The following is a 26,187-nucleotide window of genomic DNA, read 5'->3' on the forward strand; positions in this document are numbered from 1 at the left end:
TTCCGTAACTTATTCCGTTCAGTTGGCGTTCATCCTGGTCTGCGGAATGGCCTGTGCCGGCCTGACCGGAATTCCGCCTGCAATCGCTGCAACTTAGGGTCGCGCACCATCATTTGTTCAGGCTGCGGGCACGCTGCAGAAATTCATCGATTTTTATGTCGAGAAGTCCCGGAGCAGCAGAATTGAATCCTGTTTGCTTTTCATCCGGGGGCGGTGCATTTATTTTTACTGGCAATATTCACTGCGTCATGGCTTCGATCTGTTTCAGATGTCCCTGGAGAACAGGCAGGGTTTCCTCGGCAAACTGACGCAGGCGCTGGTCCGTGCCGGACTTCGCGTAGGATTGATAAAGCTGAACCGCCATCTGGTGGGCTTCCAGCTGTGCCTGTGCGTAGAGCTGATCAAACGCACCGCCGCTGGCGCTTGCCAGCGACTCCAGCTGGCGCTGCTGGCGCGGCTCCAGCTGCACCTGGGTGGTCCTGGGATGGCCCAGGTCCGAGGCCAGTTTGGCCAGACGCTGGTCAGCGGTGGTGTGGTCCTTGATCATCATGCGGCCGAAGGACTTGAGGGAGGGCTGGGTTGCCTTTTCCTCGGCCATCTGGCTGCTTTCCACCTCGAAGCGGTTGCCGGCACGGGCCTTCTCGATGAACGTGGCCGCCGAGACCGGGGCTGTGCCGTTGCTCAAATCGGCCGGTGTGGCGCCGGACGCCGGTGGCCCCGGTGATGTCGGGGTTGCCGTGGTACCGGGTGCCTGTCCGCCCGACTGTGCCAGGGCAAGGCTCTGGTGTTCTCCTCCAGAACCCTGACCGGCAGCCGCCTGCCATGCTGGCGCGAGGCATGCGGCAATGACTGCAATGCTCGTGACCCATTTCATCATGTAGGCCCTCTCTTCTTGAACACGATGCCAAAAGGGCCGCAGTCGGCTGCCGGTACAGAGGTGTCATCCCTTACTGTGTGCGGATTTCGACACGCCGGTTCTGCGGTTCGCGAACGCCGTCCGCCGTCTGCACAAGCGGCCGGCTCTCACCGAACGCCTGGACGGAGATGTTGTTCGCCGGGATGCCCTGCCGCTGCAGATAATTGCGAACGGCTTCGGCACGCCGTTTGGACAGACCCTCATTGTACTGGTCCGTGCCGGCGCGGTCCGCGTGGCCTTCCACCTGAATGCTCGGGTTGCCACCCTGGCGGAACTTCTCCACGGCCTGTTGCAGAATGCTGGTGGCCTCCGGCGTCAGCCGTGCGGAGTCAAACTCGAAGAACACCATGAGCGGCGCCTCGACAGGCGGCGGCGGAGGAGGCGGCGGAGGAGGCGGCGGCGGGGGAGGCGGCGGCGGTGCGGGCTCCGGCGCGGGCGGCGGCGGTGCGGGCTCCGGCGCGGGTTCCTGAGCGCCGCCCAGTTTCATGCGGGCGCCGATCAGGAACATGTGGGTCTTGAACTTGCCTTTGACGTCGCCGTTCTCGGGAACGAAGTCGAGCTTGGTCGTTTGGAGGTAGCGGTAATCCGCTGTCAGATCGACCCGGTCGCTGAGCGGCATGCTGAGGCCGCCAATGGCCTGCCACATGAATTCCTTGTCCGCCTTGTCCAGCAGCGGGGCGGCCGCATCGGTGGCGGCAACGTTCTTCATCGAGACCATGCCGTAACCGGCACCGCCACCGGCGGAGAAGGTGAAGCCCCGGAATTCGACGATGTCGAACAGGACGTTGAACATGGCGTTGTAAAGTTTCGTCTTGCCGTCGGGGCTGTCATAGACCCCCGGCGGGGAAGCGCGGCCGGGGTCGGCAATCCAGAGAGAGTCGACCTTCGACTGATGATATCCGATCTCGGCTTCCAGGCGGATCCGCCCCATGTCATAGCCAACGTTGCCCAGCACGGCCCAGCCCAGCTTGGGGTCGACCCTGTAGGCAAAATTGCCGTTGTCATCCCGGTCGAAATCAGCATCGAGGGGACGGGTAAGGCCGCCCTTGATGCCATAATACCACGTGGGACTTGCCGCCCCGTCCTGCGCGAGCGCGGGTGCGGAGACACCGGCCAAGGCCACGATACTCGTTGTCGCAAGAACAAATTTCCGCATCTTGGTTTCCTCAAGACATGTGGAATGGGGAAGACACGCCTGTGCAACAAAAGCGGTCAGTGCGTGGGGTTCAACGATCCATGATTTTGGATGTTCCGGGGGTCGGTTGCTTCATCCTGTTATTGTTTTTTCAAAAAATAATGAGATTTTTGAATGGTATAGCGCTGAAGTTCCGGGGAAAACGCGCTTCCGGTGCTGGCCGGGAAGTCCGGCGCGAACGCGGCTTGACGGCCTGAAACACATTTTCCGACAACGGCTGTGACATATTTGCCGCAGGGGTTTTGCGCACGCGGTTGCACTGGCGGTCAGGCAACAACCGTCACGTAAGCGATGATGAAGCCGACAATGACGAGGGCGATCCCCGTGAACAGTACATAGCGCTGCACGCCGAGGATCCGGCCCTGGCTCGCCTGGGTGGCGGGGATCCCGGGCTCCGCGTCCTTCCTGGGGTTGCCGGTTCGGTGCGGCTCGTCATATTCCGGCGCACGGGTCATGGCCAACGTTCCTTGCAATTGAGAAAAGGGCAAGCCGCTGCATGGCGATGGCAACGCCGATCGGGGAACAGCGATGCGACACCGGAGGGAACGCCGGTCAAGGAAGAGGGGTTCCGTTTTTCCGCCGGGTGCTCCTTCAGGGAAACGCTCCGGCGGCCTGCCCTTTTTGATTTGCGAAAGAACGGAAAAGCGGCGGGTCGGACTCTAGAAAATACGGAGGATCGAGCGCCACACCAGCCTGCGCACCGCGGGGCTTCTGGCGAAAACGATCCCGGCGACAACCGCGATGCCCAGCGTTGGCACCGGGAAGCGGCGAATGAAGTTGCTGGCCGTGCTCATGACGCTCAGGCCGCCGAGCATTCCCTGATCTTCGGCCGTATCGGTTTTCTGCTCGGCGAGCTGCCGTTCAACCAGCCGGGAGCGGATGAACTGCACCAACGCCAGAACGCCGATGATCGAGAGGAAGATCAGCAGCGCGGCCATGATCCATGAGGCGGTCACCACGCCCGTCTCGGCGGCAATTGTGCGGTACAGGGCCGAGAAGATCAGCCCTATACCCACAAGTCCCAGAACGATGGCGATGACAAGGCCGGCAATGGCGATGCTGATGGACGTCCAGATGCGTCTGGTCATGTGCGTCCCGCGCGGATCAGCGACGTATCAGCATGCCGAGGAGAAACCCGATGCCGGCGGCAATGGCGATGCTTGCGATGGGTCGTTCCTCGACCTGATGGCTGACCCGCTCCAGCCCCTCGCGGCTGGCGCTGCGGGTGGTATCCATCATGCGGCGCGCGGCGTCGCCGAGGGTCTCGGCGGCAGCGGTCATGTTGCGACGGAGCTCCGCCCCGGTGGCGCCGGCCAGATTGGCCGCATCTTCCTTGAGGCGGGCGGCGTGGGCGGCCATGTCGCCGCCTTCCGGTAGGGTGTCCCGAGTTGCCATGAAGAGCTCCTGCACTGTTGAGCGATTAAATTCTGTCGTTGTTAGAACGCGATGAACGATTGACCGGTTCCCGCTCCGTTTGCGGACCAGGAACTGGGGAGGGGGGCACTCGTTGGTCGGAAATTCGCGCGGCACCCGGTCTGCGATCCGCCGTGCCGTTGCTCTGTTCACTCTGACCGACCAAGGGAGAACCAACATGCGGTGTCCCCTGCTTGTTGTATCGGCGGCCTGCATCCTTGCGGGTGCTCCGGCCGCCATGGCGCAGGTCGCTGTGGAAACCATTGCCCCGCCGCCAGGCGCCGGGGGCGGCCTCCGTCAGGAGGCGCCGCTGCCGGAAAATCCTGCCCCGGGGGATGCCCGGGATTATCAGGGGCCGGCAGAAACGCAGCCCGGCATGTCGGACTCGCTTCCCGGCATTCCGGCGACGCCGCCCGGCGCGGTCGAGACGCCGTCGCGTCCTCCGGTGCAGGACCCGGCCGATGTCGCGCCGTCAGCCGGCGCGCCTGCACTGGCGGATCAGGAGACGGTCAGCGCCTATCTGGAGAAGGAAGGCAGCGCGCGCCGCGATCTGGTGGGCCGGCCCGTGGCCACCCCGTCGGGCGAGATCGTGGGCAAGATCTCGGAGTTCGTCGTCAGGAGCGGTGTCGATTATGCCCACCTGTCCCTCCAGCGCACGGCGGACAGCGCGCCGCGCGAGGTGGTGGTGTCGCTGGACAGGCTGCACGTGGCCAGCGGCAGTGAGGCGGTCCTGATCGATGTGAAGGATCGGCGGGAGCTGGAGGATCTGCCCCGCTACGATCCGGGCAATTTCCAGACCGTGCGCTGAGGCAGTTGAGGCAGATGCGCGCCGAGCCGGATGTGCGCTGACTCAGCGTCTCAAGATCATTTCGGACAAAAAAAGATCCCGGCCGCGACTGTAATGGGGCGGGTCGTGCGCGCGGCCGGGAAGGGGGGTCTGCAAGGGCTCAAAGGCAGGATGTCGTCCTTGCAGAGACCACAACGCCCACCTGCATAGGTGGTTCCCGCTTGAATCAGCTTTTTGGTGAGTTGCCGGAGGGCCAATCAACTCCTGCGGTTCATCAGGCTTCGGGGGACGGGAAGCGCCGGTGGCGGCGCAAGACGGGAGCTGCACGCACGAAGCCAGGCAGGGCCGCTCTGGTGAAACGGCCCTGCCTGGTGTTGCGTCCGGCCAGCAGGCATCTGCTGGCGTCTGATGGGGCGGCGGGGGCTTGTGAAGCAGCCTGTCCGGCAAAGGCGGCAGGGAAGAACCCTTATGCGCCCGATCGATGTGTCCGATCGTGTGTGGGCCCGATCGCGGAGACGAGACGTCAGCGCTGCTTCTGGCTGCCACCCTTCTGGCTTTGCTGGCCACCGCCATGGCTCGCTTCGCCGCCCTTGCGTCCGGCTTCCGCTGCGCGCTGGCGATCGTTGGCGAAGTTGCCGCCACTGGCCTGGCCTCCCTTGCGGCCGGCTTCGGAGGCGCGTCCCGGATCGTTGGCAAAGTTGCCGCCGCTGGCCTGGCCGCCCTTGCGTCCGGCTTCCGCTGCGAGCTGCGGGTCTTGCGAGAAGCTCCGCTTCTCGGGAGGCACGCTCTGACCGCCCTTGCTGGCGATTTCACGCTGCTTTTGCTGATCCATGGAGGCAAAGCCGCGATTGGACGTGCCACGGTCTTTGTTCTCGGCCATCGTCATTCTCCCTACTGGATCGGCACGTATGGTGCCGATGCCCTAACAACGAGGGCAAACCTTGCGCAGTTCCCTTTTTCCCCTGTTCCCCGGCCGAGGGCCGGCGGCTGGAAACCCAATGAATCCGCCGCTTCCAGCGGAAGGACCTGCTGGCGTCGAGATGTGCGCTCCTGGATTTCAGGTGAAACCGGACAACCGGGGCGGCGTTAGGCACTGGGTACAGCCAAGGAGACGGATCATGCAGGACAGACGCACAGACATCGAGGCCATCAACGATCTCATCGAGACACTGATCGACAGCGTGAACGGCTATGAAGAGGCCGCCGATGTCGCCAAGGATCCGTCGATCAAGGCGAGCTTCCATCAGCTTGCCCAGGAACGGCGCTCAATCGTGCGGGACTTCCAGAGCCGGGTTTCCATGCGCGGCGGCGAGCCGGAGGAATCGGGTTCGTTTTCGGCGGCGGCCCACCGCAGCTTCATGAACCTGCGCTCGCTGTTCCAGAGCGACACGAAGGCGGCGATTGCGGAGGTGGAGCGGGGAGAGAACATCCTGCGCGAGCATTTCGAGACCGTGCTGACGAACGACCGGCTGGATCCGGAGATGCGGACGTTCATCAACAGCGTCTATGACCGGATCCGCCTGGATCACTCCCGGTGGGACTCGGTGAAGCGGGCTCTTGAGGCTGCGTCCTGAGTCTGTCGCGCCCCATACGAACCGGCCCCGTCCCCGGCTCAGGAGTGTTTCCTGTCCGGGGGCGGGGCTGCTTTCTTTCCCGGCGTGCGAAGTCAGGCCGTCTGGCGCGCGCGCATGGCCTCGCACCAGGCGCGGAGCCGTTCGGCCTGTTCCGGCAGCAGTTCGTCTTTGGCGCCGCCGGTCAATTTCCCGTCCCTCAGCAGGACGTCCGGGGACTGCCCCTCGCAATTGCCCAGATTGGGCCGGTGAATGCGGTAGCCGAGCAGATCCTGAATCTCGGGCGCGAAGGCGCGCGCCACGTCCGGCGGATAGACGAGGAAATTGTTCTCGTAGGATTTGATCCAGCCGAGGCTGTAGCTGACGACCAGCCCCTCGCGCGGCGCTGCGGTGCGGTTCGCCCCGCCGCAGTGGAGGGTCGAGCCCAGATAGACCAGCGCGTCGCCCGGATCGGCGGCCACAGCGATTGACTCTTCCATCGGCAGGACGGCTTCGCCCTGGCGCCTGTGGCTGCCCGGCCAGAGGACGGTGCCGCCGTTCTCCGGCGTGAAGGGGGTGAGCGGCCAGATGACGTTGATCTGGTACTCGATCTCCCCCTTTGGGCCGCCATGCCACATGTCCTGATCGCGGTGCGGCACCTGCATCGGCTGACCCGGATGCAGCACGATCACCTGTGTCAGGTTCAGCTGCACCCAGTCGCAGTAGGCACCGAGTGCGGCGTCCGCCAGCCTCAGGATCGCGGGATGGGTCGCCAGCGCGTGACTGGTGCGGGACTTGTTGAGAACGGCGCCAACCCGCACCGTCTGCCAGCCATAGAAGTCGCCCTCGCAGAACGGAGTCCGTTCGAGGTACGGGGCCAGTTCCGTGCGGAGGGCGTCAATCGTCGCCTCGGGCACCGCATCGCGCAGGATGGTGTAACCCTGCCCGAGAAGCTCTTGTGCGGGGTCGGCAGGGGCCGGGCCGGATTGAACCGGGCCAGATTGAACCGGGCCGGCGTGCATGGTGCCGGATGGCGCTGTCAGGGGAGAGTCCAGTGTCATGTCAGGCAGCCTTTTGCGGACGGGGCGGACAGGTCTGGAGCACGGGTTCGAAGTGCCGGAACTGGGTCCGCAGGTTGTGCAGCGTGTTGGCGGTCAGCCTGAGCCGCATGGCGGCGACCTGTTGTCCGTCTTCCAGTGTGGGCAGGCCGAGCGGCCGGATGTCCCAGTCGTAGCTGAGGAGGCGCGCGAGAAACTTGGCGTGGGTGACAAACACCAGCTCGTTGATTCCCCACAGCGTGCAGAATTCCAGAATGCCGAGGGCAAGGCGCCGCCGGGCCCGCAGCACCACGGCTTCATCGGCCGTCTGGAGCACCGGATTGTACAGCAGGCGGGAGACCTCGAAGACGTTCGGCCCGCGCGGCCAGTCCGCCGCGCACAGGTGGGAGAACAGGCTGTCCATCATGTGCGGCCCGGTGGTCGGCAGGAGCCGCAGGCTGCTGATGACCGCACCGGTGTCCGGGTCCTGGTCGAACAGGTAGTAGGCGTCCGGCGTGTCGAACTGGTCGATTTCCAGGCCGTTCTGGTGCGTCAGCGACCATTTGAAGAAGTCGATGAAAACCTGTTTCCGCAGACGATGCATCTGCTCGACCGCGTCGGCAAAGCGTGCGCGGCCTTGCCAGTTGATGACATGGACCATGGCTGATCCCCTCCGATGGCGCAAAACTGCCGGAAGGATCGCCAGTGCCTGCCCGCCGGTCGATACCGCTGGTCAGGGGTATTGCCCGCGGCAAGCCCGCCCCATGCCGGGGGGCTCAGGAGGGGGCGGTTGGCGTGGTCGGCGGCAACCCGGCCGGAGAGGCGAGCGGGAGGCCGCTGCCTTGCAGAATATCGGCAAAGGCCAGCTCCCCGTCGAACAGGGCGCGCACCACCGCCTCCACCCGGGAGGAGACGCCGTAGCGGTGCTTGGCGAGTTCGATGTGCATGTGAACGGTCTGCTGGCTGAGCGCCAGCAATTGCCCGATGGACCAGTCCGACTTGCCGCGTGCCGCAAGCGCAAGGCACTGGCGCTGGCGGTCGGTCAGGTGCACCGCATGGGCCGGTCGCTGCGCTGCCCGCCCGGTCAGCTTGAGCGCCGCATCGAACGCGTAGACGCCGATGTAATGGGCGGCCGGAAAGCAGGCCGGGTCCACCGCGCCGGCGTCATAGGCGAATGAGCAGGAACCGGAGATATGGCCGGGCACGTGGATGGGCACCGTGTAGCCATGGGTCAGGCCGACGGCGCGCGCCTCTTCCAGGATAAGCTGCTGGCGCCGGGTCAGCTCGATATGGCGGGGAATGTCGTCCCAGACGAAGGGGAGGGCCAGCCGCTGGGCCGTGAGCAGGACCGGATCGTCGGCGAAGTAGCGGTGCCTGGCGGCGTGCGCCTTCCAGTCAGACGGGTAGTTGATGATCTTGACCGTCCCCTGGGGCGGTGCCAGCAGGTCGACATGGCTGACGATGGCGTAGTGGCGGAAGCCGAACTCCTGCAACACCTGCGCGATGAGCCGCTCAAGGTCCTGCTCCGTGCGGGCAGCCCGGACATCCTCAAGAAACCCGCAGATCCGCGCGTAGTAGTCCATGCCCATCTCCTGTCGCAAGGCGGGCGGACCGGTCGATCCGACCGGCCCGCCTGCATCTGTCCCAGCGGTGGGTTAATATAAAATAACTAGTCCTAATATCTTGCTAATATATCAGGCGACGCGGCGGCGGCGGATTTCGCTGGCGCCCCAGATGAACAGGAGGGCGACCAGCAGCCCCAGCCAGAAGCGGGGGCTGGAGGCGGCCTCGGTTGCCATCTGGCCGACCGGGCGCAGCAGGTCGCGGGACATGCTGGAGGCGGTGTGGGTGGTGGAGCCGATCGAGGTGTCGAAGTGCAGCATGGCGCCGCCGATGCGCGAGCCGATTTCCCGCCACAGCCAGCTGCCCTGGCGGGTGGTCAGCAGTTCGATCACGCCGATGGCGACCGGCGGAACGGTAACGTAGAGCAGCGGCGACCGGGGTGCCCAGGCCGAGGCGAGCATGATCCAGCCGTACACCGGCGCGGCCCACAGCACGTAGTACACTGCCAGGGTGACGTAGAGCGCCAGGGTGGAGCCGATCACGGACGGGTTGATGACGGTTTTCCATTCCGGCGTGGCGCTGAGCGAGCCGGTGAGGCCATGGATGAGCATCCCGATCGCGGAGACGGCGAGGCCAACCAGCCCGGCCAGGAAGATCGTGCCGAAGGTGGCGGAGACGAACTTGGCGAAGGCCACCTTGAGGTCGCTGACCGGCATGGACTTCCAGAACAGCACCGAGCGGTCGGCGCGTTCGTTGTGCAGGCTGCCCACCATCTGGAAGTAGCTGACAATGGCGGCGACGATCATCAGCATGCCGATGGCGAAGTAGTTGGAGGCGAAGGCCAGCGTTTGCAGGGCCGGGCCGAGCTTTTCGTCACCGACTTCATCGCGCAGCACGCGCTGGGCGTCGTCGACCGTGCGGATGTCGATGCCCGTATTGTCTTTCGCGACGCTGATGATCATGGAGCCTTCATGGAACATGCCCGCGATCAGCAGGATCAGGATGAGGGCGGCCAGGATCATGGGCGTCCACAACTGTCCGCCGCGGTGCTCGAGGTGTTCCGATTTCAGAAGGGCCAGGAAGGCTTTCACGCGACCTCTCCTTTCGGCTGGACAATGGCGACGAACAGATCGGCCAGCGCCACGCGGCGCGGCTCGCCGAGGGCAGCCAGCGCGTCGTATGGCACGGAGTCGTAGACATAGCTGGTGCGGCCGATGGAGCGGCGGGAATAGATCGGCTTCAGCGCCTCGGCTTCGGTGCGCCGGCTGTCCGGCACGTCCACGGCGGTGAAGCGCTCGCCCAGCTCGTCGATGCTGGCATCCAGCACCACCTCGCCCTCACGGATCATCATGACGTGGGTGAGGACGTGCTCGATCTCCTCCACCTGGTGGGTGGTGACGATGATGGAGCGGGTCTCGTCGAAGAAGTCGCTGAGGATGGCGTCATAGAAGCTGCGCCGGTTGATGAGGTCGAGGCCGAGGGTCGGCTCGTCCAGCACCAGCAGCCGGGCATCGATGGACAGGACGATGGCCAGGTGCAACTGGACGATCATGCCCTTCGACAGCTCGCTCACCCGTGCCGTTGGCCGCACGTTGGTGCGGGCCAGCCGCTCCTCCGCCTTGCGGCGGTCGAAACGCGGGTGAATGCCCTCGACGATGTCGATCAGGTCCTTCACGCGGATCCAGCGGGGCAGGGTCGCCACATCGGCGATGTAGCTGACATCGTGCATCAGGCGGGCGCGGTCCTCGAGGGGCGTGCGACCCATCACCTGAAGCGAGCCTTCGTGGCTGATCAGGCCGAGCAGTGCGTTGACCAGCGTGCTCTTGCCGGCCCCGTTCGGCCCGATGATGCCGACAATGCGGCCGGGCGGAATGGCAAAACTTGTCGGCTTCAGCGCCTGGACCTGGCCGTAGCGCTTGGCCAACCCGTTTGCTTGCACAATCATTCTTCACCCCCTTGCGCGCTTTCGGCGCCAAGCAAATCCTCCAGCGACAGTCCGAGGCGGCGAATGCGCGCGGCGATCTCCGGCCATTCCCTGGAGAGAAAGTTGTCCCGCTCCGCCGCCTGGAGTTGCCGCTGTGCTCCCGGCACCACGAACAGGCCGAGGCCGCGCCGGGGTTCGGCAACGCCCGCCTGCTGAAGTTCCTGGTAAGCCTTCGAGACGGTCAGCGGATTGACCTGTAGATCGACGGCGACGGTCCTTACGCTGGGAAGGGCCTCACCCTCCTTGAAGCTGCCATCCAGAATACCGTCGATGATCCGGTCCCGGATCTGACGGTATATGGGTTGGTCTTCGCGCCAGTTTTGAGTCATGGCCGTGCGTTTCCTGTGTGATCTGGTGTACTATGGTGGTAACACACCAGACTGTCAAGCCCTCGGCTCATGACTGTAATGCATTGACCAGGAGGCCGATGCCAATGGCCATCAGGGCGAAGAAATAAGCGCCTGTGATAATGGCGGATTTGATGAATGTCTTGATCCACCCCTGCTGATACATGCGCTTCAGGGCGATCAGGAAATGGAGGCTGAAGCCGATCCAGAGGGCGAACAGCAGCCATCCGCCGGGTACGAGGCCGCGGCTTACCCACACCAGCACCACGGCAAGCAGCAGGCCGATGAAGAAGAAGGTGTGGATGTTGAGGGCAAACACCAGATGCTCGGCCAGGTATCGCTTGCGGCGCAGATACATCAGCCACAGCAGCACGGCCATCACCGGCACGGCCATCAGCATGAAGCGGCTGAGGGACTTGCCGATCATCTCGTTGGAGAGGCGCGGGTTCCGGGCGAGGGCATTGATGCCGGTCACGAAGCTGGAGGCAAACTCCTTGCTGACTTCGTCATCCGAGGCGAAGTCGATGATGCCCTTGTCCATGGCCGGGTCGGTCGATGTGTCTGGCGCGATGGACAGCACCTCGAGGGACAGGTTGGGAATGTTCACTTCCCCCCGGGCAGAGGAGGTGGCGACGGGGCCGCCGTCCTGCCGGACGAGGCGCAGCAGGGCCACGTCGCTCAGCGAAAGGGTGATCACCAGAATGAGCGAGGTGAAGATGAACAGACGAATCGGCGGCACGTAGCGGGCCTGGCGGCCATCGGCCCAGTCCGCCGTCATTTCCCCCGGGTGTAGGAACAGGGAGCGCAGGGTGCGCCACAGACGCCCGTCGAAGTGGACCACGGAGTGCAGGAAATCCTCGGCGATCTCCCAGAACGGGCGGTGGAGATGCTCCGCCTTCTGGCCGCATGCTGCGCAGTAGGGGCCGGTCAGGGTCGCGGCACAGTTGCGGCAGGTCGCCGATGGCTCCTCGTGTGACATTGTTGTCGCCCCTTCATTTCTCGACTAAGCCATAGCGCGACGACGTGCAGATGCAACGACCAGAAACGAAGGGATATGAGGGGATGAGGCAGGCCATCTTCTATACCATGCTGGCAGGCGGACTGTTGGCGAGTGCGAGCGCGTCTGCGCAGATCGAAGGGTTCAAGGCCTGTGCCTCGATCGCCGACGGCGAGAAGCGGCTGGCCTGCTACGATGCGGCGCTCGCCGCTTCCGATGCGGATGCCGCCCGGCGTCTGGCGGAACAGCGCCGCGCCGCCGAGCTGGCCGCCGCCCAGGCGGCCGCGGAGGCCAAGGCCCGTCAGGAGCAGGAACGCCTTGCCGCCTTCGGTGCGGAGAGCACGCGCAAGGGCGAGGCAGCCCGCGAGGATGCGATCAAGCAGATCAGCGCCACCATCACCAACATCGCCAGCGGCGTGAATGGCATGGTCATCACCCTCGATAACGGTCAGGTCTGGCGTCAGACAGAGTCGCAGGTGCTGCCGCCGGTGCGGGAGGGCGACACGGTGACGATTCGCCGGGGCCTGCTGGGCAGCTACCGCATGACCTTCGACCGTCAGCAGCGCACCATCGCCGTCAAGCGCGTCAGCTGACAGGCGTGCGGCGCGCGCAGAACCGGAAGCGAAAACAGTCTGAAACAGTCTGAGCGCTGGTGCCCGGCACGGGGTGCCAGCGCTGTTTTTTTGGCGGATTCCTGCCCGTCCCGCCCACGGCGAGGCCCATTGATGCCCGCCTAGCCGCCTGAAACACAACGCCAATTCGCCGGCGCTTTCCACATATACCCTTGACTGTGGAATGGTGTGTTATGTACGTAGTACAGCATATCAGTCATGCAGTTTGAGGGGATCATGCGAAAGCTCAGCACACTTGCCGCGACCGGCGCCGCCGTTCTGGCGCTTGCGGCCTGTGCGCCCTCGCTTCAGGAGCCGCCGCGCACGGCCGAACTGGCCGTGCCGGGCCAGTTTCAGGCGATTGCCGCAGGGGAGGCAGGGGACTTTGCCGATACGGACTGGGTGGAGAGCTTCGGCTCACCGACCCTGACGGCGCTCGTAAGGGAGGCTCTGGAGCACAACCGAGACTTGCGCGCCGCGAGCGCGCGGGTCGCGCAGGCGCGGGCGCGGGCCCGTATTTCCGGGGCCGACCTCTGGCCCCAGATCGGCCTTGAGGCAGAGACGGTTCAGAGCCGCACCGGGCTGGGGAGCGGCGGCGACTCGGATGCCACCTATCGGGTGGGTCTGGGCGTGACGTGGGAGGCGGACCTCTGGGGCCGCCTTGCCTCGCAGCAGCGCAGCGCAGCGCTGACTGCCGAGGCCGCGGCGCAGGACTATGCGGCGGCGCGCCTGTCCCTCGCCGGGCAGGTGGCCGAAGGGTGGTTCTCGCTCATTGTCGCCCAGCAGCAGTTCGATCTGGCGACGCGGACGGTGGAAACCTACGCCCGCTCCGAGCAGATCGTGCGCGAGCGGCACCGGATCGGGATGGCGACGGACCTCGACCTCAGCCTTGCCGTCTCCAACCGCCAGTCTGCCGAGGCGCTGCTGCGCCAGCGCGAACAGCAGCTGCGCGAGGCGCGCCGGCAGCTTGAAGTGCTGCTGGGCCGTTACCCGGCGGCGGAGCTGGCGGGCGGCGATGTGCTCCCGGCCCTGCCCGAGCGGCCCGGCACGGGGGTTCCCGCCGAGGTGCTGGCCCGCCGGCCGGACCTTCAGGCGCAGTTCTCCCGCCTGATGGCCAGCCGCTATGGCGTGGCGGCGGCCCAGCGGGCGCTGCTGCCCCGGCTGACCCTGACCGGGTCGATCGGCGACAGCGGCACCAGCCTGTCCGACGCGCTCGACTTCAAGCAGGTTCTGGCGACCATCATCGGCAACCTGACCCAGCCCCTGTTCCAGGGCGGGCGGCTCCGGGCCAACGTGGACCTCAGCCGCGCGCAGGAGGACGAGGCGGTCCAGAGCTATGCGCAGACCGTGCTGAAGGCCATGCGCGAGGTGGAAGATGCGCTCGGAGCCGAGACCCTGCTCGGGTCGCGGGAGGCGGCGCTCGAGGAAGCGGCGCGACAGGCGGCCGCCGCCGAGCGTCTGGCCGAGGTGCAGTACACCACCGGCCTTACCAACCTTCTCACTCTTCTTGATTCCCAACGCCGCAATCTCGAGGCGCAGAGCCAGCTGCTCGACGTGCGCCAGGTCCGCATGAACAACCGCGTGCGCCTGCATGTGGCCCTTGGCGGATCGGTCCAACCGGCCGTGGCAGCGGGCCAGGAGTAATTCCCATGATCGACACCAACAAGATCCGGTTTTCCAGAAAATCCATCGCCCTCGGCCTGCTCGGCGTTGGCCTTCTCGGCGGCATCGTCGCCTTCACGGCGATGTCTGGCGGCGCTGACGCGCAGGCCAGCAAGGGCAAGGACGCGCAGGCCGAGGCCGATGGCACGGCGCCGCGCGTAACCGTGCTGGTGCCCAGTGCCTCGCAATATGTTGCGCGGGTGAAGGTGACCGGCACCATCTCCGCCCAGTACGACCTGCCGATCAGCGTCGAAGGGGAGGGCGGCCGCATCGACACCGTGCTGGTGGAGGCGGGCGACCGGGTGAAGAAGGGTCAGGTTCTGGCCCGCATTAATGCGGACGTGCTGCGCCCGCAGGTTCACCAGCTGGCGGCGGCGCTGGAGGAAGCCAGGGCCCAGGCGCGGCTGCTGGTCTCGGAATACGAGCGCGTCAAGACGGTGTCGGACAGCGGCGTCGTCTCCCGCGAGGATATCGATCGCCGGGCGTCGGCCGCCGATCAGGCTGTCGCCCGCGCCAAGGTGGCCGAGGCGCGGCTGCGCGAGGCCGAGGCCCGGCTGGCCCGCACCGAGATCCGCTCCCCGTCGGATGGCGTCGTGCTGGCGCGCACCGTCGAGGTGGGGCAGACCGTGGCGCCGGGCAATGTGCTGTTCCGCGTCGCCAAGGACGGCAAGGTGGAGCTGCGCGGCGAGGTGGCCGAGCAGGACATGCCGGGTCTTGCCGTGGGGCAGAAGGCGATTGTGCAGATCACCGGCGTCGATCGGACCTTCGAGGGCAAGGTGTGGCTGCTTGGCCCCACCATCGATCCGGCCAGCCGTCTCGGCACGGTGCGGATTGCGCTTGAGGCTGACCCGCTGCTGCGGCCGGGTGCGTTTGCCCACGGCTACGTGCTGACGGGCGAGGCGAGGAAGCCCGTGCTGCCCCATTCGGCGCTCCAGTCCGACAAGCAGGGGTCTTTTGTCTATGTGGTCGGCCCGGACAACAAGGTGATCCGCCGCAACGTGCGGATCGGGACCGCGACCGAGAAGGGCGTGGTGATCGAGGAAGGCCTCGACGGCAAGGAACGGGTGGTGGCCCTGGCCGGTGCCTTCCTGCGCGAGGGTGAAGTGATCGCCCCCATCATGCAGCGGGCGAGCTGAGGAGGTCTCCCATGAAAAACATTTCCGCCTGGGCGATCCGCAATCCGATCCCTCCGATCGTCCTGTTCATCATTCTCACGGTCATGGGTCTGATCGCCTTTCTGCGGCTGCCCATCAACAACATGCCTGATGTCGCCTTTCCCGGCGTGCAGGTGACGATCAGCCAGCCCGGCGCGTCGCCCACGGAAATGGAGACGCAGGTGACGCAGATCGTCGAAGGCGCGATCGCCAGCGTCGGCAGCATTCACAGCCTGACCTCCCGCACCGTCGAGGGCGCGGCCCACATCATCGTGGAGTTCCAGATCGGCACGCCCATCGACCGGGCGGTCAACGACGTGCGCGACGCGCTGACGCGGGTGCGCTCGGAGCTGCCCGAGGATATTCTGGAGCCCGATGTGCAGCGTCTCAACGTGGAGGGCGGGGCGCTCGCCTACCTCACCGTCAGCACCACCGACATGACGCCGGAGGAGCTGAGCTGGTTCGTGGACAGCACCATCGCCAAGCGCCTCCTCACGCTGGACGGCGTGGCGCAGGTGCAGCGCATCGGCGGCGTCTCCCGCGAGATCCGCATTGATCTGGAGCCCGCCCGGCTTCAGGCCATGGGCCTGTCGGCAGCGGAAGTGAACCGGCAGCTGCGGATGCTCAACCTCGATGCGCCGGGCGGCCGCACGGAAGTGGGCGGCGCGGAGCAGTCGGTGCGCGTGCTGGGCGGCGCGAAGACCGCCGAGCAACTGGCCGAGACCCGCATCATCGCACCGGGCGGCAAGGTGGTGCGCCTCAAGGACATCGCGCAGGTGCGCGACGGCGTGGGCGAGCTGCGCAGCCTGACCCGCAACAATGGCAAGATCGTCACCGCCTTTGGCGTGAGCCGCGCCCGGGGCTCGTCGGACGTGGCCGTCTATGAGGTGATGCACAAGGAGCTGGCCAAGATCCAGCAGGAAAACCCGAAGGTGAAGATCGAGGAGTTCTTCACCACCGTCAATTACACCAAGGCCAACTACAACTCGGCCCTGTGGGCGCTGGTCGAAGGCTCGATCCTGGCGGTCGTGGTGGTGTTCTGCTTCCTGCGGGACTGGCGGGCGACCTTCATCTCGGCGCTGGCCATTCCCCTGTCGGCCATTCCCACCTTCCTCATCATGAACATGCTGGGCTTCACGCTCAACCAGGTGTCCCTCCTGGCGCTGTCGCTGGTGGCGGGCATCCTGGTGGACGACGCCATCGTGGAGATCGAGAACATCGTGCGCCACATGCGCATGGGCAAGTCGCCGTTCCGGGCGGCCATGGACGCGGCGGACGAGATCGGCCTCGCGGTGGTCGCCACCACCATGTCCATCGTGGTGGTGTTCCTGCCGGTGGGTCTGATGAGCGGCGTGACCGGCGAGCTGTTCAAGGAGTTCGGCATCACGGTCGCGGTGGCGGTGTTCATGTCGCTGCTGGTGGCGCGCCTCATCACGCCGCTGATTGCCGCCTACTTCCTGAAGCCGTCCGACGCGCCGAAGGGCCATGGCCACGCCAACGGTCCGATGATGCACAAGTATCTGGACGTGCTGCGCTGGTCGCTGCGGCATCGCTGGCTCACGCTGGGCGGCGGTGCGGCGTTCTTCGTCCTCTCCATCTTCATCGCCACCCAGATGTCGGTCAGCTACATGCCGCCGATCGACGACGTGGTCTCTGTCGTCAATATCGAGCTGCCGCCGGGCTCGCGTCTGGAAGACACGGCCCGCGTCTCCGCCGAGGCGGGCCGCATCGTGAAGCAGCACCCGGAAGTGGTCAGCATCTTCGAGATCCTGGGCGAGGACGCGGGCGACCTGCGCAAGGCCAGCCTGTTCATCACCCTGACCCCGGGCAACAAGCGCGATCAGACGCAGAAGGAGATCGAGCAGGAGCTGGCGCCCAAGCTCGCCGCCATTCCAGACGCCCGCATCAACTTCCAGAGCCAGAGCGGCGGCTTCGGGCGCGACATCTCGGTGGTGATCGGCGGTGACGACCCGGTGCTGCTGGAGAAGACCGCGCACCAGATCGTCGAGGAAATGCGCGCCCTGCCCAGCCTGCATGATCCGCGCATCAACGGCGACCTGCAGCGCCCGGAGATCATCATCAAGCCGCGCTTCGACCTGGCGGCGGAGATGGGCGTGTCGGTCTCGGCGCTGAGCCAGACCGTGCGCATCGCCACCATGGGCGACGTGCCGCAGAATCTGGCCAAGTTCTCGCTGTCGGACCGTCAGGTGCCGATCCGGGTGAGCCTGGCCGAGGGCGCGCGCACGGACATGACGACGCTGGAGAACCTGCCGGTGCCGACCAATGACGGCCGCTGGGTGCCGCTGAAGTCGGTGGCGGACATCAGCTTCGGCCAGGGTCCGACCTCCATCCGCCGCTTCAACCAGAGCCGCCGCGTGGTCATCGAGGCGGACGTGAAGGGCGTGCCGCAGGGCGTGGCGCTGGAGCATGTGAAGAACCTGCCGACGCTGAAGAACCTGCCGCAGGGCGTGCGCCGCATCCTTGCGGGCAACGACGAGTTCCAGCAGGAGATGATGAACAACTTCATCACCGCCCTGGCGACCGGCATCATGCTGGTGCTGGCCGTGATGGTGCTGCTCTACAAGCGCGCCTTCCAGCCCTTCGTGAACCTGGGCTCGCTGCTGCTGGCCCCGGGCGGCGCGTTCATTGCCCTCATCCTCTGCGGGTTCGAGATCACCATGCCGGTGTTCATCGGCATCCTCATGCTCTTCGGCATCGTCGCCAAGAACTCCATTCTGCTGGTGGACTTCGCCATCGAGGAGATCCGCCTCGGCAAGGACCGGGCGACGGCGCTGATCGAGGCCGGCCACAAGCGCGCCCAGCCGATCGTGATGACCACCATCGCCATGATCGCGGGCATGCTGCCGATCGCCATCGGCCTTGGCGCGGATACCTCCTTCCGCGCGCCCATGGCGGTGTCGGTGATCGGCGGCCTCATCAGCTCGACCGTGCTGACGCTGGTGATCGTGCCGGCCGCCTTCACGGTGGTGGACGACATCGAGAAGTGGCTGGGCCGCAGGCTGGGCGGGCTGCTGGCGACCCGGCCCGGCGATATCAGCACGATTGGGGACGGCAGGGGCGAGGACGGCAGGGACGCTGCCGTGAGCGCCGAGCCCCGGCCGATGACGGCCGCAGCCGAATAGCTGGCGACCGCTTTACGGCAACCTGGGCAGGCGAGGCCACCGGCTTCGCCTGCTTTTTCTTTTGTTCGTTTGCGGCGCTGTTCTGTTTGGCGTCCCGCCTCAGGCGGCGGGGGACCACACCGTCATGATGGAGTCGAGGTCCGGGCGGGGGCGCTCCTCCGGCGGGCGGCTGCTGGTGCCGATGAAGACGAAACCGGCGATCCGGTCGCCCGGCGCGCCGCCCAGCAGATGCAGGACCGGGTCCGAGAAGGCGGGCCAGGAGGTCAGCCAGTTGGCGTGATAGCCGAGCGCATGGGCGGCCAGCAGCAGGTTCTGGCAGACGGCCCCGGCGGACAGCTCCTGCTCCCAGAGCGGGATGGGCACGTCCCGGCGCGGGCGGCTGAGAACGGCGACGAGCACGGGGGCCTGATGGGCGAACTGGCGGGCGCCGGCCAGATCCACCTCCGACGCCTCCGGCTTGTCCGCCTTGAGCGCGGCGACGAGTCCCTCGGCGAAGGCGTCCCGCTGCCCCTTCGGGATGACGATGAAGTGCCACGGGGCGAGCTTGCCATGATCGGGCACGCGCACGCCGGCGGTGAGGATCTGGCGCAGCTCCGCCTCGCCCGGGCCGGGCTCGACCAGGTCCCGCGCCTTGGCGGAGCGGCGGGTGAGCAGCAGGCTCATGGCGGAGGTGCGATCGTTCAGAACGGTCATGAACAGGCCTTCCCGGGGCAGAACTTGGAACTCAGGCCTGCACAGCTAGCATGTGCAGGCGGTGCGTCAACCTGCTGTCCATCGTGGCCAGGGAGCGCTTTATCGCAACGCTTGTGGTTCATCTTCTGTTCATCTGCTCAGTTACGCCGCCAGCGAATTCCAAGGGGCAATTGGGGGGGAGAGGTCCTAACGTGTTCGGCCCGACGACCGACAGTATTGTCGAGCTACCACTGGCTTTATAGGTTGAGCCATTCGCCCCAGGGCGACGGAGCCTAACCAACGGGCGGTTCGACAACCTCAGGGAGATCCCAATGACAACAGAGGGCGGCGCTGCTGCTTCCCGAGCGGGCACATGGCTTGGCCACCCGCGACAGCTTCTCGTCTGCTTTACCACGGAGATGTGGGAGCGCTTCGGCTACTACGGCATGAGGGCCATCCTCATCCTGTACCTGACCAAGCACTTCCTGTTCGACGATCGCCAGGCGGCGGGCATCTACGCCAGCTACACGGCGCTCGTGTACCTGACTCCGCTGATCGGCGGCATGATCGCCGACCGGTTCCTTGGCTCGCGCGGTGCGGTCAAGTTCGGCGCCATCCTGATGATGATGGGGTACTTCGGACTGGCCTTCGGCGGACCGCAAACCAAACAGTTTCTCGAATATGACACCGGTCGCTATGAGATCCAGATTGTCAATGTGGGCAACGACCGGACCGAGCAATACGTCACCATCGATGGCGAGCGTATGCGTCTGGTGCCCGGCACGCAGGGCAGCGTCATCCTGAGGAGCGCCGGGGACGCGGACGGCGCCGCGGCCAGGGAAACCGTTCTGCCGAGCGGCAGCTTCAGCCTGCCGGTCGAGCGCAACCAGGTCTTCCTCTACCTGATGTATCTGTCGCTCTCGCTTGTCATCATCGGCAACGGCTTCTTCAAGCCGAACATCTCGACCGTGGTGGGCGATCTCTACGAGCCCCAGGACAAGCGGCGCGAAAGCGGCTTCTACATCTTCTACATCGGCATCAACGTCGGCTCGGTTCTGGGCCAGATCCTGCTGCCCAACCTGCGCCAGAACTTCGGCTTCGACGTGGCCTTCGCCGCGGCGGGCGTCGGCATGACCATCGCCTGGGCCGTTGCCACCTTCAACGACCGCATCATGGCGGGCTATGGCGAGCCGCCCAATCCGCAGGCGCTGACCAGGAAGCTGTTCGCCGGCCTCAATCTGCGCTGGACCATCTACGTGCTGGCCTTCGCGGCGCTGGTGCCGGCGTGGATTCTGGTGCAGCAGAACGAGCTGGTGGGCATCCTGCTCGCCACCTTCGGCTTCGGCTCCTACATCGCCATGATCCTCTACGCGGTGCTCAAGTGCGGCACCGTGGAGCGCAACCGCATGATCGTCGCGGTGGTGCTCAGCATGTCCACCATCGTGTTCTGGTCGCTGTTCGAGCAGGCGGGCACCACCCTGACCCTGTTCGCTGACCGCAATACGGACCGCGAGGTGTTCGGCTGGGTCATGCCCGCCGACCAGGTGCAGTTCTTCAACGCCCTGTTCGTCGTCACCCTGGCGCCGGTGTTCGCCCTGTTCTGGACGGCCCTGCAGAAGCGCGGTCTGGAGCCCTCCACCCCGGTGAAGTTCTCGCTGGGTCTGGTGCAGGTGGGCCTCGGCTTCCTGCTGCTGGTCTGGGCCATGAAGACCGCCGACGGCAACGGCCAGGTGGCGCTCATCTGGCTTGCGGCGGCCTACCTGCTGCACACCATGGGCGAGCTGTGCCTGTCGCCCGTGGGCCTGTCCATGATCACCAAGCTGTCGGCGCCGCGCGTCGTCGGCCTGATGATGGGCATGTGGTTCTTGTCGACCTCGCTCGGCCAATATGTCGTTGGCCTCATCAGTGAGCGCGCCGCCGTTGAGTCTGTCGGTGGCGTCGTCAACCCGCATGAATCCCTGGCGATCTATGCCCAGACCTTCAACGAGGTGGGTCTGTTCGCTGTCGGCTTCGGGGTGTTCATGCTGGTCATCTCGCCGCTGCTCAAGCGCGGTATGCATGGAGTAAACTGAGACGATGAAGCACATTCTATTGACGATGAGTGCGCTGATCGCGCTCGGCGCCTGCGCCACCACCGGTCAAACCGGTGGCGGCCAGGCGGCGGCCGCGAGCAAGGCCGGGGCAAGCGCTGCGGCTGAGGGCAAGGTGGTGCGGATCAACCAGGATCCGTTCCCCTCGACCTACAAGGCGTATCCCAGCGTGACCACACTCATCCGGGGGGCAACGATTCTGGACGGCAAGGGCGGCCAGATCGAGAATGGCGAAATCCTGATGCAGGGCGGCAAGATCGTCGCGGTCGGCCAGACCGTTGACGCGCCCGCCGATGCGCTGGTCATCGACGGCCGAGGCAAGTGGGTGACGCCGGGCGTCATCGACGCGCACAGCCACATGGGCGACTATCCGGCGCCGGAAGTCCAGGCCCATGCCGACGGCAACGAGATCACCGGTCCGGTGACCTCCGAAGTCTGGGCCGAGCATGGCGTGTGGCCGCAGGATCCCCAGTTCACCCGCGCCCTGGCGGCGGGTGTGACCACGGTGCAGATCCTGCCCGGTTCCGCCAACCTGTTCGGCGGCCGCTCCGTGACGCTGAAGCTGGTCCCTGCGCGCACCATGCAGGGCATGAAGTTCCCCGGCGCGCCCTATGGCCTGAAGATGGCCTGCGGCGAGAACCCGAAGCGCGTCTATGGCGGCAAGGGCCGCATGCCGGGCAGCCGCATGGGCAACATCGCGCTGGACCGCCAGACCTGGGCCAAGGCGCAGGAATACAAGCGCAAGTGGGACGCCTACTACGAGAAGGTGGAGAAGGGCGAGAAGGCGGACGCACCGTCCCGCGATCTTCAGCTCGAAACCCTCGCGGGCGTGCTCTCGGGCGACATTCTCGTCCACAACCACTGCTACCGCGCGGACGAGATGGCCAACGTGATCGATATGTCGAAGGAGTTCGGCTACAAGGTCACCGCCTTCCATCACGCGGTCGAGGGCTACAAGATCGCCGATCTGCTGGCCAAGGAAAACATCTGCGCGGCCATGTGGGCCGACTGGTGGGGCTTCAAGATGGAAGGCTACGACGGCATCAAGGAGAACATCCCCTTCATGCATGCCGCCGGCGGCTGCGCCATCGTGCACTCGGATGACCCGAACGGCGTGCAGCGCCTCAATCAGGAAGCCGCCAAGGCCCTGGGCGCGGGCCGCCGCGTCGGCATCAACATCTCCGAGGCCGAGGCCTGGCAGTGGCTGAGCCTCAACCCGGCCAAGGCGCTCGGCATCGCCGACAAGACTGGCAGCCTGGAGTCCGGCAAGATGGCGGACGTGGTGCTGTGGAACGGGGATCCGTTCAGCGCCTACTCCCGCGCCGAGAAGGTGTGGATCGACGGCGCCCTGCTGTTCGATGCCAACAATCCGAAGATGCGCCCGGTCTCTGACTTTGAACTGGGTCAGCCCGGCGAAGGAGACGCGAAATGATGCGGGCGGCTGTAATTGCCCTGGCCCTGGCCGGCGGTGCGACCGCGGTCCAGGCTGAAACCATTGCCATCGTGGGCGGCACGGTGCACACCGTGGCGAACCCGCAACCCATCGAGAATGGCACGGTCGTGATCCGCGACGGCAAGATCGTCGCGGTCGGCCAGAACGTGCAGGTTCCCGCTGACGCCCGCGTCATCGACGCGCAGGGCAAGCAGGTCACGCCGGGTCTGTTCAACGCCTTCACGGCGCTGGGCCTGGCGGACGTGGGAGCGGTGCGCGAAAGCAACGACATCCGCACCAGCGCCTCCAGCTACACGGCCTCGCTCGACGTGAGCTACGCCATCAACCCGAAGGCGGTGCCGATTGCGGTGACGCGCGTCGAGGGCGTGACCCGCGCCGTGGTGTCGCCGCAGCCGAGCCAGACGGTGTTCGGCGGTCAGGGCGCCCTCATCCAGCTGGGGGATGCGGCTGACCTGGTGTTCAAGCCGCGCGCCTTCCAGTTCGTGGCGCTCGGCGAGCACGGCGGCGAGGTGGGCGGCGGCTCGCGTCCGGCGGCCTACGCCCAGTTCATCAACGCCCTCAAGGAAGCGCGCGACCTCTCCAAGGCGAACTTCGTCGCCACCGGGGGCGGGCGGGCGCCGGTCTATAACCGGGTGGATCTGGAAGCCCTGCGGCCGGTGCTGAACGGCGAGATGCCGGTGCTGGTGTGGGCCGAGCGCGCCGTGGACATCCGCAACGTGATCGGTCTGCGCAAGGAGTTCCCGAAGCTCCAGATCGTCATCCTCGGTGCGTCCGAGGGCTGGATGGTCGCCAGCGAGCTGGCGGCGGCCCGCATTCCGGTCATCGTCAATGCGCTCCAGAACCTGCCGACCACGTTCGAGCAGCTGGGCTCCACCATGAACAACGTGGGCCGCATGGCGGCCGCGGGCGTCACGGTGGCGCTGGGCACGATGGCGCGCGATGAGGCGCACCAGGCCCGTCTGGTGGTGCAGGATGCGGCCAACCTGGTGGGTCAGTCGCGCGTTCCGGGCGGCACCGGCCTCAACTGGGAGGACGCCCTGAAGACCGTGACGCTCAACCCGGCCCGGATCTTCGGCGTGGACAAGCAGCTCGGCACGCTGGAGCCCGGCAAGACGGCCGACGTTGTGGTGTGGAGCGGCGATCCGTTCGACCTGCGCCAGGCGCCGACCAACGTGCTCATCGCGGGCAAGGAAGTGAAGCTGGAGTCGCGGCAGACCAAGCTGCGGGACCGCTACCTGAGCGTGCTCCGGGGTGAGGCGAACCTGCCGCCGCAATACAACTACTGAGGATGGCGCACGCCCGCAGGGTGCGGGCAAGGTCTTCTGAACGAACCGGAGGCGGCAAGCGTTTGGAAGACGGAAGGCACTCCGGGACGATCGGCGGTTTGCGGCGGTCGCCCTGGCAGCGCCGGCCACGGGAGGGGACAGGTATGACGCAGCTGGTCATGGCTTTGCTTGCGTTCGTGGGGAGCCACTTCCTCCTGTCCCACCCCTTGCGCCAGCCCCTGATCCGGGCGGCGGGGCAGCGGGGCTTCCTCGGGATCTACACCCTGGTCGCCTTCGGAACCCTGGCCTGGGTCATCCTGGCCTACAGCAAGGCGCCGGTGGTTTACCTTTGGGAACCACCGGCGTTTTCGCATCCGCTGGCCGCCGTTCTGATGCTGGTGGCGCTGGTGCTGTTCGTCGGCTCCCTCCTCCAGCCCAGTCCCGCCAGTGTGCGGATGGACGGCCCCCACGGCGAAGCAGCCGCACCCCCGTCGCGCCTTGGCGAGGCGCCCCGGGGTGTTGTTGCCATCACCCGCCATCCCATGATGTGGGCCTTCGCCCTGTGGGCATTCAGCCATGCCCTTGCCAACGGGGATGCGGCGACGGTGTTCCTGTGCCTTGGCATCGGCATCCTCGCGCTTGTCGGCGCGGCGTTGCAGGACCGCCGCAAGGCCGTCGAATTCGGCCCGGCCTGGCAGGGTTTCGCCGCGGCAACCGCCTATTTGCCCTTCGCCGCCCAGCTCAGCGGCCGCCTCTCCTGGCGCAGTGCCTGGCCGGGCTGGCTGGTGACGGTGGGCGGGATCTCCCTGTTCGTGGTGCTCCTCTACTTCCATGAGGTGCTGTTCGGCGTGAAGGTGTTCGCCCCCTGAGCCAGCGTGCGGACCGCCGGCCGGCGCCGCTTCCGCCGGGGTCACTGTCGGATTCGTTTACACTTCTGCAAAAGTTCCTTCGTAAACCTTTGAGCGGTCAACAAAAATGAGTTGGCCGGGAAATTGCTTGCCCTTCGGGCCAATGGCGCGGGAGCCGAGGAAAGGGCTTGCATGCAAAGGACGTTGCAGGGTGTAAAAGCGTCTGGCGCCGGCCAAGGGAGCGGTGAGGTCCCGGTGGCGGGGCGTCGCCAAACAGTGTGTGCCCTCTATTTGGAGCGGGGGGGGCTTCCGGTTTGAAGGCGCGTGGTTGCGGCGTTGAGGCGGCGGGCGTGGCCCTGTCCGCCGGTTGGTGACGGATAGAAGCGAGACCATTTCCATGGGAACCACAGCCGAGGTCATACCGGCCCAGCCGCAGGCGGCCGAACCCGCTAGCCGTTCGGGCACGTTTCAGCAGCACATTCACATCTTCCGGGCCGTTGCCATCTGCCTGATCGTGGGCGCGCACTCGGTGCCCAGTTTTGACTGGAAGAGCGCGCCAATGGCCGGTGAGCTGATCGACTCCTTCTGCAACCAGGCGTCGATCTACTTCTTCTTCATCGCCGGCTACCTGTTCCAGTTCCTCTCTCCCCGGTTCAGCTACGGGCGCTACCTGACGCAGAAGTTCAAGACGGTGCTGCTGCCCTATTTCCTGGTTTCCATTCCGGCGATCATCATCTCGGTGTGGTTCATCCCGCAGGAGGGCATGTGGCGCTGGTTCTACGGCCTGCCCGCCTGGCAGCAGATCGGCCTGTTCTACCTGACCGGCAAGCATCTTGAGCCGCTCTGGTTCGTGCCCACAATCACCCTGTTCTATCTGGCCGCGCCGCTGCTGCTGGCGCTGGACCGCAGGCCGGTGCTCTACTGGATCTTGCCGCTGCTGGTGGCGCTGTCCGTCACCCTGGGGCGCGACGGGCCGTGGGGGCCGGTCAACAAGGCGGTATACCTTCTGCCGGCCTATCTCTACGGCATGGCGTTCAGCCATTTCCGCAAGGAAGGCGAGCGGCTCGGGCAGATGCTGCTGGTGCCCCTGCTGGCGGTCGCCGTCGCCTGTTACGTGATGCTGGTCGTGGCACCGCCCGCGCGCGGGGATTTGCAGATGCTGTTCAAGCTCGCCATGTGTCCCGTGCTGATCGTCCTGTTCAAGGCGCTGGTGGACAGAATCGGCTCGCGGCTCGACTACGTGGCCCATGTGAGCTTCGGCATCTTTTTCGTCCATGCCTATTTCATCTCCGCTTTCCGCCTGTTGTGGACGAAGGCGGCGGGCAAGGAATGGGCGGGTGAAGCGTCCACGGCCCTGTTCCCGCCGAGCGTGCTGCTGTTCCTGCTGCACGCATTGATGGTGCTGGCGGTGTCCGTTGCCATCATCTGGGGGGTGCAGAAGGTCTTCCCGCGTCACAGCCGTCAGCTGGTTGGCGCATAAGTCAAGGAAATAAAAGGTCT

At 65.9% G+C, this 26,187-nt stretch carries 25 protein-coding genes; 11 read left to right on the forward strand and 14 right to left on the reverse strand.

Features of this window, described 5'->3' with window-relative positions; genetic code table 11:
• Positions 1-238 precede the first annotated feature (238 nt).
• The 5 genes from ACSJJU_RS12100 to ACSJJU_RS12120 all read right to left on the reverse strand — a co-directional run bounded on the left by ACSJJU_RS12100 (position 239) and on the right by ACSJJU_RS12120 (position 3,506).
• A complete protein-coding gene (locus tag ACSJJU_RS12100) occupies positions 239-877 on the reverse strand; it encodes a DUF4142 domain-containing protein (RefSeq protein WP_435915761.1) in 639 nt (212 codons plus the stop codon).
• Positions 878-947: 70 nt separating this feature from the next.
• Positions 948-2,072, reverse strand: coding sequence for an OmpA family protein (locus ACSJJU_RS12105; protein ID WP_435915762.1), 1,125 nt, complete (start codon positions 2,070-2,072; stop codon positions 948-950).
• Between the two features lie 305 nt (positions 2,073-2,377).
• Complete coding sequence (locus tag ACSJJU_RS12110; RefSeq protein ID WP_435915763.1) at positions 2,378-2,566, reverse strand: hypothetical protein; 189 nt, start codon at positions 2,564-2,566, stop codon at positions 2,378-2,380.
• Positions 2,567-2,770: 204 nt separating this feature from the next.
• Positions 2,771-3,199 (reverse strand): hypothetical protein, encoded by a 429-nt coding sequence (locus tag ACSJJU_RS12115; protein ID WP_435915764.1) that lies wholly within the window; start codon positions 3,197-3,199, stop codon positions 2,771-2,773.
• Between the two features lie 16 nt (positions 3,200-3,215).
• On the reverse strand, positions 3,216-3,506 hold the full coding sequence (locus ACSJJU_RS12120) for a glycine zipper domain-containing protein (RefSeq protein ID WP_435915765.1): 291 nt from the start codon (positions 3,504-3,506) through the stop codon (positions 3,216-3,218).
• A 394-nt stretch (positions 3,507-3,900) separates the two neighbouring features.
• On the opposite strand from ACSJJU_RS12120, the gene ACSJJU_RS12125 reads away from it, so the two are divergent.
• Positions 3,901-4,332, forward strand: a complete 432-nt coding sequence (locus ACSJJU_RS12125; RefSeq protein WP_435915767.1) for a PRC-barrel domain-containing protein — start codon at positions 3,901-3,903, stop codon at positions 4,330-4,332.
• A 502-nt stretch (positions 4,333-4,834) separates the two neighbouring features.
• Here ACSJJU_RS12125 and ACSJJU_RS12130 read toward each other — a convergent pair.
• Complete coding sequence (locus tag ACSJJU_RS12130; RefSeq protein ID WP_435915768.1) at positions 4,835-5,191, reverse strand: general stress protein; 357 nt, start codon at positions 5,189-5,191, stop codon at positions 4,835-4,837.
• Between the two features lie 238 nt (positions 5,192-5,429).
• Here ACSJJU_RS12130 and ACSJJU_RS12135 point away from each other — a divergent pair, with 238 nt between their 5' ends.
• Positions 5,430-5,885: a PA2169 family four-helix-bundle protein gene (locus ACSJJU_RS12135; RefSeq protein WP_435915769.1), complete on the forward strand. Its 456-nt coding sequence runs from the start codon at positions 5,430-5,432 to the stop codon at positions 5,883-5,885.
• 92 nt (positions 5,886-5,977) lie between these two features.
• Here the strand turns inward: ACSJJU_RS12135 and ACSJJU_RS12140 are convergent, their stop codons facing one another.
• From ACSJJU_RS12140 to ACSJJU_RS12170, 7 genes are all read right to left on the reverse strand, one after another.
• Entirely contained in the window at positions 5,978-6,922 is a 945-nt protein-coding gene (locus ACSJJU_RS12140; protein ID WP_435915771.1) for a phytanoyl-CoA dioxygenase family protein, read from the reverse strand.
• 1 nt (position 6,923) lies between these two features.
• Complete coding sequence (locus ACSJJU_RS12145; protein ID WP_435915773.1) at positions 6,924-7,559, reverse strand: acyl-homoserine-lactone synthase; 636 nt, start codon at positions 7,557-7,559, stop codon at positions 6,924-6,926.
• 115 nt (positions 7,560-7,674) lie between these two features.
• On the reverse strand, positions 7,675-8,481 hold the full coding sequence (locus ACSJJU_RS12150; protein WP_435915774.1) for a LuxR family transcriptional regulator: 807 nt from the start codon (positions 8,479-8,481) through the stop codon (positions 7,675-7,677).
• Positions 8,482-8,592: 111 nt separating this feature from the next.
• Positions 8,593-9,552 (reverse strand): hypothetical protein, encoded by a 960-nt coding sequence (locus tag ACSJJU_RS12155; protein WP_435915775.1) that lies wholly within the window; start codon positions 9,550-9,552, stop codon positions 8,593-8,595.
• Entirely contained in the window at positions 9,549-10,406 is an 858-nt protein-coding gene (locus ACSJJU_RS12160; RefSeq protein ID WP_435915776.1) for an ABC transporter ATP-binding protein, read from the reverse strand. Before ACSJJU_RS12160 ends, ACSJJU_RS12155 begins: the two co-directional genes overlap by 4 nt.
• A complete protein-coding gene (locus ACSJJU_RS12165) occupies positions 10,403-10,774 on the reverse strand; it encodes a GntR family transcriptional regulator (protein WP_435915778.1) in 372 nt (123 codons plus the stop codon). The genes ACSJJU_RS12160 and ACSJJU_RS12165 overlap by 4 nt, the downstream gene beginning before the upstream one ends.
• A gap of 67 nt (positions 10,775-10,841) precedes the next feature.
• A complete protein-coding gene (locus ACSJJU_RS12170; RefSeq protein ID WP_435915779.1) occupies positions 10,842-11,771 on the reverse strand; it encodes a DUF3667 domain-containing protein in 930 nt (309 codons plus the stop codon).
• Between the two features lie 83 nt (positions 11,772-11,854).
• On the opposite strand from ACSJJU_RS12170, the gene ACSJJU_RS12175 reads away from it, so the two are divergent.
• The 4 genes from ACSJJU_RS12175 (at position 11,855) to ACSJJU_RS12190 (ending at position 18,359) form a co-directional block, all read left to right on the forward strand.
• The gene (locus ACSJJU_RS12175; RefSeq protein WP_435915780.1) at positions 11,855-12,382 is read left to right on the forward strand and encodes a hypothetical protein; all 528 of its coding nucleotides are present in this window, start codon (positions 11,855-11,857) and stop codon (positions 12,380-12,382) included.
• Between the two features lie 255 nt (positions 12,383-12,637).
• On the forward strand, positions 12,638-14,044 hold the full coding sequence (locus tag ACSJJU_RS12180; RefSeq protein ID WP_435915781.1) for an efflux transporter outer membrane subunit: 1,407 nt from the start codon (positions 12,638-12,640) through the stop codon (positions 14,042-14,044).
• Positions 14,045-14,049: 5 nt separating this feature from the next.
• Positions 14,050-15,198 carry an efflux RND transporter periplasmic adaptor subunit gene (locus ACSJJU_RS12185; protein ID WP_435915783.1) on the forward strand — a complete coding sequence of 383 codons (1,149 nt, stop codon included), beginning with the start codon at positions 14,050-14,052 and terminating at the stop codon, positions 15,196-15,198.
• Between the two features lie 11 nt (positions 15,199-15,209).
• Positions 15,210-18,359, forward strand: coding sequence for an efflux RND transporter permease subunit (locus tag ACSJJU_RS12190; RefSeq protein ID WP_435915784.1), 3,150 nt, complete (start codon positions 15,210-15,212; stop codon positions 18,357-18,359).
• 99 nt (positions 18,360-18,458) lie between these two features.
• Here ACSJJU_RS12190 and ACSJJU_RS12195 read toward each other — a convergent pair whose 3' ends face one another.
• Entirely contained in the window at positions 18,459-19,052 is a 594-nt protein-coding gene (locus ACSJJU_RS12195; protein ID WP_435915786.1) for a nitroreductase family protein, read from the reverse strand.
• Between the two features lie 311 nt (positions 19,053-19,363).
• On the opposite strand from ACSJJU_RS12195, the gene ACSJJU_RS12200 reads away from it, so the two are divergent.
• The 5 genes from ACSJJU_RS12200 (at position 19,364) to ACSJJU_RS12220 (ending at position 26,167) form a co-directional block, all read left to right on the forward strand.
• On the forward strand, positions 19,364-21,103 hold the full coding sequence (locus tag ACSJJU_RS12200; protein ID WP_435915787.1) for a peptide MFS transporter: 1,740 nt from the start codon (positions 19,364-19,366) through the stop codon (positions 21,101-21,103).
• 4 nt (positions 21,104-21,107) lie between these two features.
• On the forward strand, positions 21,108-22,553 hold the full coding sequence (locus tag ACSJJU_RS12205) for an amidohydrolase (RefSeq protein ID WP_435915789.1): 1,446 nt from the start codon (positions 21,108-21,110) through the stop codon (positions 22,551-22,553).
• Positions 22,550-23,860 (forward strand): amidohydrolase family protein, encoded by a 1,311-nt coding sequence (locus ACSJJU_RS12210; RefSeq protein WP_435915790.1) that lies wholly within the window; start codon positions 22,550-22,552, stop codon positions 23,858-23,860. Before ACSJJU_RS12205 ends, ACSJJU_RS12210 begins: the two co-directional genes overlap by 4 nt.
• A 143-nt stretch (positions 23,861-24,003) precedes the next feature.
• Positions 24,004-24,708 carry an NnrU family protein gene (locus ACSJJU_RS12215; protein ID WP_435915792.1) on the forward strand — a complete coding sequence of 235 codons (705 nt, stop codon included), beginning with the start codon at positions 24,004-24,006 and terminating at the stop codon, positions 24,706-24,708.
• A gap of 376 nt (positions 24,709-25,084) precedes the next feature.
• The gene (locus ACSJJU_RS12220) at positions 25,085-26,167 is read left to right on the forward strand and encodes an acyltransferase family protein (RefSeq protein ID WP_435915794.1); all 1,083 of its coding nucleotides are present in this window, start codon (positions 25,085-25,087) and stop codon (positions 26,165-26,167) included.
• Positions 26,168-26,187: the final 20 nt, after the last annotated feature.

This window comes from Pedomonas sp. V897 (assembly GCF_051304405.1).
GTDB lineage: Bacteria > Pseudomonadota > Alphaproteobacteria > Sphingomonadales > Sphingomonadaceae > Pedomonas.